The following is a 12968-nucleotide window of genomic DNA, read 5'->3' on the forward strand; positions in this document are numbered from 1 at the left end:
ATTAACATTAATAAATCAGCACTTTGTATACCCATTTTTTTATGATATTTAATAATGGTTGATATAGTTTTAGTAATTTTTAAACCTAAAGCACAAATCATTAAACCATAGGTATGTTATTGTTTGGAGTGTTATCACGAGTTCACTAGCACACTAACTTCTTATGTATCATGACCTTACCAACAATGCTACCGCCATTTGCTATGTATATTCAGAGCAAATGAAAATATAACAACGCTTACTTCAAGGGCCTTGAGGGATTAACTATCTGTAATATATAGCTAACTCATTGTTTTCCATTCACTATAGTAATGTTTTTATACCTTTATTCTTGCGAGATGTAAACGAAAAATGTAATTTCCGAATTTTTATAATGTTTGCTTTGTTGAATAAATCGGATTTAGATAAAAGCTCCCCTCGTCGCCGACTTCCTCAGAAAATCCGTACACTTTCTGGCATACCTGCCCGCGTCATTTTGTTCAACGCACGGAGCATGGCCATAGTTTCACCGACCTGTGCATCGTAGTCTCGCAGCGTAAGATGCCCACCAAACAGCTGTTTGACACGGTACATCCCTGTCTCTGCCACCGACCGCCGGTTATAAGCCGTGTGCCATTTCCAGTACGTATTGCTTCCCGTCAGCCGTTGCCAGGCAACCGCCTGATTTCTATCGGCATATTCAGCCGGCCAGTAACCTGCGCGGGTTCGCGGCGTGATAAGTGCTTTGATTTTCTTACGCCGCAGTTCGTCGTGGCACCGTCTGGTGTCATAAGCTCCGTCGGCTGAAGCGACCCTGATTTTCCGGTGGGTCTGGCGGATAAGTCCCGGGAATGCCTCTGCATCAGTCACATTATTCAGGGACAGGTCGGCACAGATAACCTCGTGCGTATCGGCGTCCACCGCCAGGTGCAGTTTCCGCCAGACGCGGCGCTTTTCCTGACCGTGTTTTTTCACCTTCCACTCCCCTTCACCGAAGACTTTTAATCCGGTGGAATCGATAACAAGGTGGGTAACTTCACCGCGCGTGGGGTTTTTGAATGGGATGCTGACGAACTTAGCCCGCCTGCTGACGCAGGAATAATCTGGGCAACGGAGCGAAATTTTCATCAGGGGAAAGAGGGAATCAATAAACCCCTGCGCGGGGCCCAGCGTAAGGCAAAAAACGCGTTTGAGTATCAGTACGGTAGAAATAGCGAGCTCAGAATAACGTTGAGGACGACCACGTGAAGACGTGTGGGGCTTGTCATACCAGGCCTGAATGGCCGACTCATCAAGCCAGAATGTCAGTGAGCCCCGATGAATGAGCGCCTTGTTGTAGGTAGCCCAGTGGGTGATTTTGAACGTTTGTTTTGCCACGGGAAACCACTATAGGGTCGGGATGTGGTGATCTGATCCTGATTACGGCCAAAAGTTCGATTTATTCAACAAAGCCCAATGGACGTAAACACGGGCCATAAGAGCACCTCAAAAGCCCGTATTGTACGTCAGATTCAACCAATTAGAGGCATCACCTATTTTTATGAGTGTAAGCTAGCTAATGGATTTTCAATTCGTGAGGTATAAACACCATAGTGCGTATTTATTGTTGCTGTTGCCGCAAAAGCTTTGGCGATAAGTTCCGGATTTACGGTAAAAGAAAGCCGGGAGACGACATCTGGCGGTGTGTTGATTCTGGCGGCAATCTGTGAATACAGTAGAGGTTCGTTGGCTATACCCAATTGTTCAACACTTACAGGACTTTGATACACCGTCAGCAACTCAAGCAGTTCATGATGTGTGCTTAAAATAGGATCTTGCACCAGAGCCTGAACTACTAATGCAAAACCTACTTTTTCACCATGCAACCAGTGATGAAATTGTGAATGGTGAGTCATGCTGTCGTGGATTTCATGGGCGATACCTGAGCGAGGTATCCCGTCTTTAACACTATTAGCCAGACCTGCTATAGAGATAACGGCAGCAATGGTATTTTGCAGCGCTGTCGTCACTCTCTGCTGCCGGTTATCGTCAACCGCCTGACATCCGTAATTAAGGATGCTTTCCAGCGAGAGTTTTGCCGCTTGCGTTTTTACAAGCAGACCAAGTGCACCATTACCTCGTTCAAGATATGGAGAGAACTCATACCATTTTGCCAGCGCATCCACGATACCAGCCCGAAGGAACCTTGGAGGCGATTGGGCAATAATTTGGCTGTCTACCAGCACATAAACCGGAGCACGCGTGCCATTGATCAGGCCAATACGTGCGCCATGTTCGTTATACAACACGCTGCTGGGCGAGCAGGCTGCACAGGTTGCTGCCACCGTAGGAACATTGATTACCGGCAACTGATTGGCCAGTTCGCCAACGCCCTTGGCGGTGTCCATGACCCGACCGCCGCCGATCCCTATAACTGCCTGTATACCTTCCATTTGCGCGCGCCCGGCGAATAATTGAATCGTATCCAACGTACATTCACCGTTTAGCCATTCGACACGATATTGCACGCCTTGTGCGCCAAGACTTTGCTCTACGGCCTGGCCGGTCAACGCCCAAGCTGTGGGACTAGTGATAATCAGCACGTTTTTGGCAGCTTGCGTTATATAGTCGCCAATTTTGGTGATAATCCCTTCTTCTTGAATATACTGACCCGCGACGTTAATAGCTAACATGGCAATTTTCTCTAGTTATACCCACCGGTTGATAAAACGGATGGTAAATTAATGATCATTATTACGCTGGACCTTGTGCTTTCTCTGTATGTGGAAGTGCGCCCCATTCAGCCCAAGAGCCGTCATACAAGTTGAGGTCGTTATGACCCAGTTGGGTCAGGGCTAGAATCAGGATCGCCGCCGTAACGCCTGATCCACAGGAAGCCGTCAGTGGACGTGACAAATCGATACCTACTACTGAAAACGCCTCTCGTAACTCAGATTCTTGGCGTAAATGACCTGTTTGGGTCAGTAATTTTGCAAACGGGAGGTTTATGCTACCGGGTATGTGACCCGGGGACACACCAGCACGTGGATCCGCCTCCTCGCCGGTAAAACGTGCTGCCCCGCGAGCATCTATAATCTGCCTGTCGCCGTATTTGATATTATGCAAAATAGCGTCGACGCCACTCACCTCACGCCCCGGAGAAATCAGTGAAACATCGCCCTCGACCACGGGTTGCAAACCAACTTCAAGTTCCTCGCCCGTAGCGACCCAGGCAGGTAATCCACCATCCAATACCCGTACATCAGAGATGCCAAATACCTTAAGCATCCACCATGCCCGTGGCGCGCTAAAAATGCCTGCGGTGTCGTAAACCACCACGGTTTGTCCCTGCTTTAACCCTAACGTGCGTAGCTGCTTTTCGAAGCTGCCTTTTTCCGCAAGCATATGAGGCAACTCATTGGGATGACTCGACAAGCCGTCGATATCAAAAAATTTCGCGCCGGGTAGATGACCACACAGATATTCCGCACGGGTATCTCGCTTCTCTGTCGGCATATACCAGGAAGCATCGAAAATCAGAAAATCCGTGGTCTTAACCTCCTTTTTAAGCCTTTCGGCGGATATTAAAGATGTTTTCATCGCAAATTTTTCCTGAAAAATAATGTTATCGCGCAGTATATTTATGGCCTGAGTATTGTGCCGTCCAGGCGCCGCACTTCAGGCCAGGCTCCGGCATAAGGATGGTCGATTAAGGGATATCTGGCCGCCAACGACTCATTGATATCAATCCCTAAACCAGGCTGCTCGTTTGCCCACTGTGAACCGTTACGCAAAATTGAGCTTCCGGGAAAGATATCAAGGGTCCGCTCTGTGTATAAATGCGCCTCTTTTATGCCAAAATTGCTGCTGGCAAGTTCAAGATGCAGCTGCGCTGTATGCCCTACAGGTGACATATCTCCAGGTCCATGCCATGCAGTTTTAACGCCAAAGAATTCCGCAAAAACTGCCAACTTTCTGGCGGGACTCAGTCCACCAATCATCGGGATGTGCACCCGGATGTAGTCGATAAGTCGTTCACGGATCACCGGCAAATATTCATGCTGATTGGTATAAAGTTCACCGCTGGCAATAGCTATCGAACTTTGGCTGCGCAGATGGTGTAACCAGTCGTTGTCCTCAGGTGCAAAGAGGTCTTCTACAAAAAATAAATTAAACGGTTCTAATGCCCTGGCTAACTGGATGGCGTTAATCGGTGAGAGGCGCTCGTGGACATCGTGCAACAACTCAATGTCCATACCAAATTCGGCCCGCAAATGTTCAAATAACCGCGGTACTTGCAAAGCGTAAGGACGAGGTTCCCAGCGCGGCTGATGCATATCGAGGCGATCTGGAGACATAGGCTGGCAGCGGAAATAGCGATATCCTTCTTCACGATGCTGACGGATCAGGTCTACAAGTTCGAGAGGATCGTCACTTTTTACATGCACATACACATCAGCCGCCTGACGGACTTTACCGCCAAACAGTTGATAGACCGGCATACCTGCCAGTTTCCCTTTGATATCCCACAGTGCCTGGTCAAGCCCTGAAAGCGCGCAGTTCAATACCGGGCCTGAGCGGTAGTAGGGGCTGTGATAAGCCGCCTGCCAGATATCCTCTATATCTTCGGGGTTACGTCCGATAACAAACGGCTTGAGAAATTCATCTACCGATACGGCTACAGCCCTGGCCCTGGGAGAAAAGGTGGCACAACCTATGCCATAAAGGTTTGGCTCGTTAGTTTCAACCTTAACCACGACCAGATTCAGATTTTCAGGCGCAGTGCAAATTGCCCGCACTTTAGTAATTTTCAATCCTGTCATTGACGACGCTTCCCCGCCTTTTTTCTGTGATCGATTTAACCTGGATTCTGTCAGATAATATCGAGGGTGACAGCTTCGCCCGTAGCCGCACTTTTATAAGCAGCATCAACTACTTGTATAGTTTGATGAAGATCGGCTATCCCTGCTAATCCAGAGAAACCGTTTAACACTCCCGCGACCGCCGCCTCAATGAAAATCGTCGTCAAAGGACCAGAATCGACATTGTTATTGGACACTTCTGCTTTAGCACCCGATTTGGTCAACGCAATATCACCACTGCGATCTATCGCCAGAAAACCATTATCTCCGCGGGCAGAATAAGAGAGGTAACGCACATCTGGGGACGCTGGGAATATGTATCCGACTTCAATCACTGCCGATACGCCTTCCGGTGTAGTAATCAATGCGCTCATACGGTCTTCAACATCATATAAGGGAGACAAGCGTCTTTGTGACTGGGCCTGAACACGTAGTGAAGTCGCCCCCGTGGCCTTAAGGAATAGATCGATGTAATGCACCGCCAGATTGATAAAGCAGCCACCCCCGGCGCGTTTCTTTTCAAGCAGCCATGGGCTCTGAAGTATATAACGCTCAGGTGGCCCAGACTGGAATAGAAAAGTGGCATAGTCCAGATTGCCGATCTTTTGTAAATTGCTCCAGAGGTGCCCCGCTCGCTGAATAAAGGCAACGGCAATCGGCACTTGAGCTTTGTCCGAAGCTTTTCGGATTTCCTCAACTTCAGCAGCGTTGATACCGCCAGGCTTTTCTAAAATGATTGGAATACCGCGCTCAATAAAGGCAAGTGAAACGTCTTTCATTTCATCATGCGGCGCAAGGTTAACCACACCATCTAGACGTAGCTCAGGATCGAGCAGGTCGCGCCAGTCAAGGTGACCGGTATCGCCGTAAAACTCTCTCACCTCTTCGATTTTCGCCTGATCAGGATCTGAATAAGCCACGACGATGGCATCACGGGCAATCGTTTCGCGATAAAACTTATGGTGTACATGACTACTGCTAACTACGGCCAGTCTTGGTTTAGTTTTTTGAGACATGTCAGGATCCTGGGTTATTGGATTTTGGAATGAAAAATGGTGGTATGAGAAGAGGTCTCAGCATGACTGGCCGTTTCATCGAGGAGGGCAACAACAGCCTCAAAATTGGCGATAACTGATGCAGCGCGTTCGTCAGGAGACTTGCGCGACGCAGGATAATTAGTTTTCACGGCAAGAAATGTCAACTCACCCGCATCGCGAAGAACTTGACGCGCATCATCCAGCGTCATCAAAGAGTGCGGCGATGCATAGGTAGCATTTGGTAAGTCATTGAACGGTAAGTGAGAATCCGCCCACGCCTTGCCAATAGTGTTATCCTGGCCCGAGGCTCCTGAAAGCGTATAACCGCGCAGCAGACCGCTATTACGCGCCGCTATGGTGTGCTTACCAACCAAAGCTGGGTCACGTACTTCTAGCAGCGAACGTCCCCAGTTGAGAGAGATGCCAATCGGCATGTCGGCCAGACTGGTTAAAACGGTGAGTTCTTCATCCAGAGTCAGGAAACCTTTGGCTGGCGTTTGTCCAAGCACGTAAGCATCACAATGTTCCAGCAAAACTTCCGTACCCAGCCAGTTAAAAGCGCTAATTTCACGGAGCGAGCGAGCCAAAGCCTCGGGTTGTGCCACAAAAGTGCGATCGTTAAACCCTGGGGCGGACTGTATTTCAACCGCCAGCACAACGCGACGCCCAGCCTTCTGATTCATTTCCCTAACACTTGCCGCCAGGCGGCCCACCAGAGCAACTGCAGCCTGTCGGCCAGTTTCATTTGGCGAAGCGATTCCGAATGCGGGATCTTTAGCTGCTGCCTGCGCAGTGGCCGGGATCGCGTTTATAGTGAAGACCCAATGAGCGGGGACGATTTTCAGTAAGTCGTCGATTTCAAGCGCGGTATTTTGCTCTTTCCAGGAAAGTTCAAGCCCACCTGCACGTTTGACTGTTGCCAGCTGTTTGTAATAGGTCGTAGCATCATTCTTGTCCACTGGGGCGGCGGTGTATCCTGCGATTATCAGTGTCACGTATTTGTCCTTTTTGGAGTCGCTGTTATTTTTGCTCGTAAGACGCTTTCAGGTGTTCAAGATAATTAGTCACAGCCAGAGTTTTATTAATATCAACCGCATAGCGCCTGTCGAGCAGAACATTGGCATCTACGTCGTGTTTTAGCAGCCCGTATTTGACGGCTGTATTTGACAAGCTTTGAGAATAATTGGCGATCGCGGCTGAAGGCGCCTCTGGCACGATGCGGGTGTACTCCCAAACAGTTTTCGCCTGCGCCGGCGTTAGCTTGCGAAACTTGACCAGAGCGGCCTGCGCTTTCTGGGGGTTTTGCACAAACCAATCCATCGAGCAAATAATACGTTGAGTGAAATCGCGCATTGCCAGCCCTTTGACCGGATCATTCAATGATTTGACGTTTGCCAGATACCCGGTATAGACGGTGTAATCAAACTGATGGGCTTCGCCAAGAATTTTGGCGCCACGAGATAGTGAGCCAAGAAGGTTGTCACGCGGATTAAAAATCAGGTCAACGTTGCCGGTTTGCAGCGCGATGGCCTGATTGGTTGAATCTAAATTGGCAGATATGACATCTTTGAAAGTCCACCCCTCTTTTTCCAGCACTTTAGCCGCAAATAAGTTGCCTGAGGTTCCGGGTAAAATCCCCCATATTTTTCCTCGGGTCTGCTTAATATCGGTAATACCCGACTGCGCTGAAGCCGCGACCACAAACCGATCAAATTTTTCCGGATTAGCCGGAGCATTAACTAAAACACTCTTATAAGGAGCAGTAGCGACAGTCCAGACAGGATTAGCAGAGGCGGCAGCCTGCGTTGCTGTCCACTGGGCTATATTGTTGCCAAAATCTATTTTTCCACTGGCTAGCGCGGTTAGAGTATCGCCAGGGCTAGAGAAGGTTGCGAAGTTAATTTTATAAGGTGCGTTGGCGAAGGCCCCAGAGGCAACAAAGATGGCTTCAGTTTCTGATCCTTGCTGCCCCATAGTGATAGTCACACCAGCTAAATCAATCGGCTTATCTGGTGCTGCCAGCAGGTTAAACGAGGCCATTCCGACAAAAGAAAAAAATACGATTTTTACGGGATACTGCAATAATTTATTTGCCAACATTATAGAAGCCCATTATTGGAATGTTCAGTGGTCTTGAAGTCAGAATGATTTAGTCTGTAATTTCAAAACTCATAGTTTTCCGACACGCCCAGATGCTGCAGCAGTGTTTTTCGGATCTCTTTAAACTCATTTGAGCTCCTGTCACGTGGACGATGGCTAGTAAGAGTGATATCAACTGCCAGCTCTCCGTCTTTGAGAACCAGAACCCGGTCTGCCAGCACAATCGCCTCTTCAACGTCGTGCGTGATAAATAGCACCCCCGGAGAATGGCGCTCCCACAATTTCAGCACCAGGTTTTGCATCTTGATACGCGTCAATGCATCAAGCGCTGCGAATGGTTCATCAAGCAACAATAAATCGGGGGCGCGAATCAAGGCACGAGCCAGTGCAACTCGCTGGGCTTCGCCGCCGGATAGCCCTTTTGGCCAGGCGTTAATGTGCCGGGCAAGTCCGACTTCACTCAACGCCGCCTCGACATCTACGTCCTTCTGCTTTTCCCTGGATAAACCAAAAAGGATATTGTGGCGCACTCGGCGAAATGGAAATAAGCGAGGTTCCTGAAAAACAACTGAACGATTTTGTGCAACGTTCATCACGCCGCGTGAGGCTGTCTCTAGCGAGCTGAGAATGCGTAGTAGCGTGGTTTTCCCTGATCCCGAAGCACCAAGCAGTGCCACAAACTCTCCCTTTTTCAGTTTAAAATCGACATTATTAAGTACTGTCCTCTCACCAAATTTTTTGCTGACATTCTTCAGCGACACCACATCAATGGATGCGTCAGCCTGATTTGAAAGTTCTGATTGTTTGTCGACTGTATGATTCTTTGTTTCTTCTGCAATATGCATTATTTACTCCGATTCAACCAAGGCATGGAATAAAACTCAACCAAGCGCATGGTTATATCGACTATTATTCCCAGCACCGCATAGATGATAATCCCCACCATTATCAAATCGATACGCAAGGCATTTGAGGCAATATAGATAATATTACCAATTCCGCTTTTACTATTAACCTGTTCAGCAACAACCAGAGCCAAAAGGGAGGTGCTCATTGCATAGCGAATGCCAATTAAAATTGTCGGGAATGCAGAAGGAATGATAATTTGAAAAATAATACTTATATAACTTAATCCAAATGTCTCCCCAACCTCTACTAACTTGTTATCAACTAATTTAACAGCGGTATAAGTATTAATGTAAACAGGAAAAGAACATGCGAGAGCTATAAGAATTATTTTCATTTCCTCGCCAATACCAAACCATACGACGAATAAGGGAATAACAGCAATAAAAGGAATAATTCGCACTATCTGCATTGAAGAATCGAAAAGCTGTTCTGAAATTTTGAACAGCCCGTTTGCAATACCCAGCACAAGCCCTATCACCAGGCCAAAAAACAGTCCAGTCCCTGCGCGCGCCAGTGATGCTGGGATGGCGGATTGGACGTCCTCGTTTTTCCACAACTCAATAAACCCATTAAGTACGTCGCCGGGAGAAGGTAGTTGAAAACCATGTTGGCTGACGACGGAAGAACTGAGTTGCCAAATTAACAAGACAATCAAGGGGACTAAAATACGTATTGTATGCCGCAATGAAGGTAGAGATATTAAACGTCTGGCAGGTGGCAATTCTACCGGCAAACTTTTCAAAATAACGGACCCGGAAGTCCTCGATGCATGGTCGCTCATTATAAGTAACATTCCCAAGACATTATATGAACTATGTCGCCCAATTCATTCGGAAGACTTGAAGGTAAACTAATAAAGAAATCAAACGCCACCCTTCCTGATAGGAAAGTTAGTTTTACTAAAGACACGCAGACCCATTCCTTAAGAAATAAAAATACGCATGGGTATTCACTTAGGCAAGCGACAAAATGTAGTTTATATATCTAAATTAAGTATTTTGCATGGCACTATATTTATTTGGTAATTAACGCTGAACCCAGCGATAAATCGTGGTGTGATCGACATTTACCCCTCGCTCAGCCAGCATTTCCTGCAGCTCACGATAACTGATGCCCTATTTGCAGTACCAGCGGACTGCCCACAGGATAATGTCGCGCTGAAAATGACGGCCTTTGAATGGGTTCATGTGCTGCTCCTTCAGCTAAACAGCGGCATCAGTTTTCCATCGCCAGAACTTTGCAACAGTGCCAGTTTGGTCCAGTCGCTGAGGGTATCGCCGTGTTTGTCGAGATAGCGGCTCCAGCCATCGTTATGCTGGAACAGCAACTTTGCGGGTCTCTGAATGTACATGGTGCAGAGTCTACAGGGCGGTAGCGGACAGGAAAAGGGCGTCGGTGCCAGCCGGCTCACGTCGCAGACGTGCTTAATTTATGCGGGTGTTAACGCGGTGATGTGGCATGCGCCACCACGCGAGCAGCCGGGCCCGTCAACCAGCACCGGCGTTGATGTGGGACTGGGGCTTAAAGACGATTGAGGCAGCAGCGCTGCCGTGCTCGCCCCGCAGGGGCGCTACGTTCTGGCCTACACCTTTGGCCCACGAACCGATGAAACGTGCCGTGAACTGCTTGCGTTGCCCGCCCCTTTTAACATCGGCATGATAACCAGCGACAACTGGGGCAGTTATGCCAGAGAAGTCCCGAAGGATAAGCATCTGACCGGCAGGATTTTTACTCAGCGTATTGAGCTTAACAATCTGACACTGAGGACCCGAATCAAAAGGCTGGCCCGCAAAACCATCAGCCCCGAGACTCGTAGCACCCCGACGACACAGAGTTGGATGCCGATACCGCCCCACGTTAACGCCATGCTCCGCAGGAAGTCGGCAGCGGCGGCAGTGACTCCCGGTTCGGAAGAGACGAAGAAGGTGGCCAGCCTAGGGGCGGCTGCAAATACGGCGATCCCGAATGCCGAGAGTGCACCGAACCCATAGACGATGCCGAGGCGAGCGATCTTCTCCGCTCGGTCGACCTTGTCTGCTCCGAGATTCTGACCGACGAGAGTAGACAGCTCCATCGACAGACCCGCGGCAGGAATCGTGGCGAACTGAATGATCGTGGATCCGACGTCGTAAACGGCGGTCGGCAGCGTGCCGAAGCCAGCAACCAGGAAGGACATCGCTATTAGGCCTAGGGCACGCGTCGACAGGTCGATCGATCACGGAAGACCAAGCAGGAAGGCTTTGCGGAGATAAGCTGGATCCGGCCGCTGGTTCTCCCATTTCAAATGAATTCCATGCCGTCCCTTCAGAAATATCGCGGTTCCGACCGCGGCCGCGAGGCCTTGAGTGACCATGGTGACCACCGCAGCGCCAATGACGCCGACGTCGGGCAGAGGCCCCCATCCGAAGATGAAGAGTGGGTCAAGCACGAAGTTCAGGAGGACGATGAGGAGTGGCAACCAGGTGCGGGAGATCCCGCGCATCAGCGCCTGGAACATTGCGTAGGTGAATACGAAAACTACGCCTATGAAAGACACTCGCATGAAGCCGAGCGCACCGGCGCGCACGTCCTGAGCCACTCCGAGCAGCGTCAGAAGGCCGGGCGCGAGCAGATATCCGGCAGTACGCACCATCATCATGGTCTGGCCCGCCACATGGTCGACCAGATCCTGACAGCCGGCGCCGACGTACTGTGCGACGAGCACTGCACCGGCCATCGCCAGTCCCGATCCGAGTGCAATGACAAGGAACGTCACAGGAAAGCTGACAGCCACCGCGGCGACCGCTGGTGCGCCAAGCCTTCCGACACAGAAGGCATCGGTGAGCTGGTAGCCGGCCTGCAGAAGGTTACCGAGGATAATCGGCCTCGAGAGCGCGAGCAGCCAATCGTCCCATCGAGAATAACATCATGGATCTTATAGTTCATTGTTTCGTAAGCGCTCCTGCCCATGGCTATCGCTTGGTCGGGTCGCAACTCGCCTGCACGTCGTGCTGTATTCAAGGCAGGGCGACGTATGCGAGTGTGGTTTCGAGGGCAGAGCTGCTCAATTGAACGGCAGTAAAACCAGTTTGCCGTGCGCGCGACCAGCCAGGCTGATATCGAGTGCCTCACGCCAATCCTCGAGGGTGAAGGTCCGCGCGACCGGAATGACGAAACGCCCCTCGGCCGCCAACCGTCCGTATTCCACGAGCGCATCCCAGCGAAGCCTGAAGCCGCCTTCGGCTTTGACGTTCTCCGCGCCAGTCCGCACTCCTATCTTCTCAGCACCTGAGAAATCGGTGGCCGTGATGACGCGTGTAGCGTCTCCGCCTGCGATCTCCACCAGATCAAGCAGGACGTTGGCTGAGCGCGCTTGCAAGTTGACCGGCGCCGTATCCAGGAGAACATCCGGCGCGTCACTGGGCAGGGCACGAACGCGCTCGACCATGCCATCACCGTAACCGACAACCAGGACGCCCATGGCGCGCAGCCGATCCGAGAAGGTTGCTCCAGCCGTCGCGATCACCAGAGCACCCTGCAGGAGGGCCATCTGGACGGCGGCGAAACCCAACATCGTGCCGGCACCGTTGATGAGAACTGTCTGGCCTTTCTTGAAACCGGCCCAAGCGAGATAGCGGGTTGCCGTCTCAACGACCATCGGTAGCGCAGCGGCATCCACATGAGACAGCCCGTCAGGAAGTCGGCTCCAGTGATAAAGGATAGCATAATCGCTCGCGCCTGCACTCGGATAGTCCATGAAGTTGGCTGGACCAAATACGGCATCGCCTACGGTAACATCAGTGACACCTTCACCTATCGTCGTGATGGTCCCCGATACTTCCAGCCCAATGCCACTTGGCAGTGTTCGCGCCGACTGGCCTCGGCACAGAGCCCAGTCGGCCGGGTTCAGTCCACAGGCGTGGACACGCACCACCACATGCCCTACCTTGGGTACAGGTACCGGTGCCTGTTCGAACCGAAGGACGTCGGTCGGCTCACCATATTCGTGATAGCGGATCGTTCTCATCTTTTCAGCGGTCATATGCCCTCTAGGCGTCGCCATATTCCGAGGCAACTTGCGTAAGCGCCCTGGAACCATTAAAGTCAGTCACTGACATTAAAA

14 protein-coding genes and 2 pseudogenes are annotated in these 12968 nt (G+C 50.4%); 2 read left to right on the forward strand and 14 right to left on the reverse strand.

Annotated elements, in window-relative coordinates; all coding sequences use genetic code 11:
* Positions 1-432: 432 nt before the first annotated feature.
* The 11 genes and pseudogenes from SPM24T3_RS18160 to SPM24T3_RS25540 form a co-directional block, all read right to left on the reverse strand.
* Positions 433-1356, reverse strand: a complete 924-nt coding sequence (locus SPM24T3_RS18160) for an IS5 family transposase (protein ID WP_009638258.1) — start codon at positions 1354-1356, stop codon at positions 433-435.
* 161 nt (positions 1357-1517) lie between these two features.
* The gene (locus SPM24T3_RS18165; protein ID WP_009638259.1) at positions 1518-2651 is read right to left on the reverse strand and encodes an iron-containing alcohol dehydrogenase family protein; all 1134 of its coding nucleotides are present in this window, start codon (positions 2649-2651) and stop codon (positions 1518-1520) included.
* Positions 2652-2712: 61 nt separating this feature from the next.
* On the reverse strand, positions 2713-3558 hold the full coding sequence (sseA, locus tag SPM24T3_RS18170; RefSeq protein ID WP_009638260.1) for a 3-mercaptopyruvate sulfurtransferase: 846 nt from the start codon (positions 3556-3558) through the stop codon (positions 2713-2715).
* 41 nt (positions 3559-3599) lie between these two features.
* Complete coding sequence (locus SPM24T3_RS18175) at positions 3600-4781, reverse strand: enolase C-terminal domain-like protein (protein WP_009638261.1); 1182 nt, start codon at positions 4779-4781, stop codon at positions 3600-3602.
* A 50-nt stretch (positions 4782-4831) separates the two neighbouring features.
* Positions 4832-5836: a Gfo/Idh/MocA family protein gene (locus SPM24T3_RS18180; RefSeq protein ID WP_009638262.1), complete on the reverse strand. Its 1005-nt coding sequence runs from the start codon at positions 5834-5836 to the stop codon at positions 4832-4834.
* 14 nt (positions 5837-5850) lie between these two features.
* Positions 5851-6852: a DUF4862 family protein gene (locus SPM24T3_RS18185; RefSeq protein WP_009638263.1), complete on the reverse strand. Its 1002-nt coding sequence runs from the start codon at positions 6850-6852 to the stop codon at positions 5851-5853.
* A 25-nt stretch (positions 6853-6877) separates the two neighbouring features.
* Positions 6878-7957 (reverse strand): ABC transporter substrate-binding protein, encoded by a 1080-nt coding sequence (locus SPM24T3_RS18190; RefSeq protein ID WP_009638264.1) that lies wholly within the window; start codon positions 7955-7957, stop codon positions 6878-6880.
* Positions 7958-8019: 62 nt separating this feature from the next.
* Positions 8020-8802: an ABC transporter ATP-binding protein gene (locus tag SPM24T3_RS18195; protein WP_009638265.1), complete on the reverse strand. Its 783-nt coding sequence runs from the start codon at positions 8800-8802 to the stop codon at positions 8020-8022.
* On the reverse strand, positions 8802-9647 hold the full coding sequence (locus SPM24T3_RS18200) for an ABC transporter permease (RefSeq protein ID WP_071988456.1): 846 nt from the start codon (positions 9645-9647) through the stop codon (positions 8802-8804). The genes SPM24T3_RS18195 and SPM24T3_RS18200 overlap by 1 nt, the downstream gene beginning before the upstream one ends.
* A 247-nt stretch (positions 9648-9894) precedes the next feature.
* Positions 9895-10053: pseudogene (locus SPM24T3_RS24815) on the reverse strand (IS6 family transposase); the annotation flags it as partial.
* A gap of 11 nt (positions 10054-10064) precedes the next feature.
* On the reverse strand, positions 10065-10217 hold the full coding sequence (locus SPM24T3_RS25540) for a hypothetical protein (protein WP_009638268.1): 153 nt from the start codon (positions 10215-10217) through the stop codon (positions 10065-10067).
* Between SPM24T3_RS25540 and SPM24T3_RS18205 the strand changes: the two genes are divergently transcribed.
* Positions 10216-10401, forward strand: coding sequence for a hypothetical protein (locus SPM24T3_RS18205; protein WP_009638269.1), 186 nt, complete (start codon positions 10216-10218; stop codon positions 10399-10401). The genes SPM24T3_RS25540 and SPM24T3_RS18205 overlap by 2 nt on opposite strands.
* Before the next feature lie 39 nt (positions 10402-10440).
* Positions 10441-10665, forward strand: a pseudogene (locus SPM24T3_RS24820) (IS1 family transposase); the annotation flags it as partial.
* Here the strand turns inward: SPM24T3_RS24820 and SPM24T3_RS25785 are convergent.
* The 3 genes from SPM24T3_RS25785 to SPM24T3_RS18215 form a co-directional block, all read right to left on the reverse strand.
* Positions 10599-11042, reverse strand: coding sequence for an MATE family efflux transporter (locus tag SPM24T3_RS25785; protein WP_050956181.1), 444 nt, complete (start codon positions 11040-11042; stop codon positions 10599-10601). The pseudogene SPM24T3_RS24820 and the gene SPM24T3_RS25785 overlap by 67 nt on opposite strands.
* 39 nt (positions 11043-11081) lie before the next feature.
* Positions 11082-11747: an MATE family efflux transporter gene (locus SPM24T3_RS25790; protein WP_202799600.1), complete on the reverse strand. Its 666-nt coding sequence runs from the start codon at positions 11745-11747 to the stop codon at positions 11082-11084.
* A 162-nt stretch (positions 11748-11909) separates the two neighbouring features.
* The gene (locus tag SPM24T3_RS18215; RefSeq protein ID WP_009638271.1) at positions 11910-12887 is read right to left on the reverse strand and encodes an NADP-dependent oxidoreductase; all 978 of its coding nucleotides are present in this window, start codon (positions 12885-12887) and stop codon (positions 11910-11912) included.
* Positions 12888-12968: the final 81 nt, after the last annotated feature.

It is taken from the genome of Serratia sp. M24T3, assembly GCF_000257645.1.
GTDB lineage: Bacteria > Pseudomonadota > Gammaproteobacteria > Enterobacterales > Enterobacteriaceae > Rouxiella.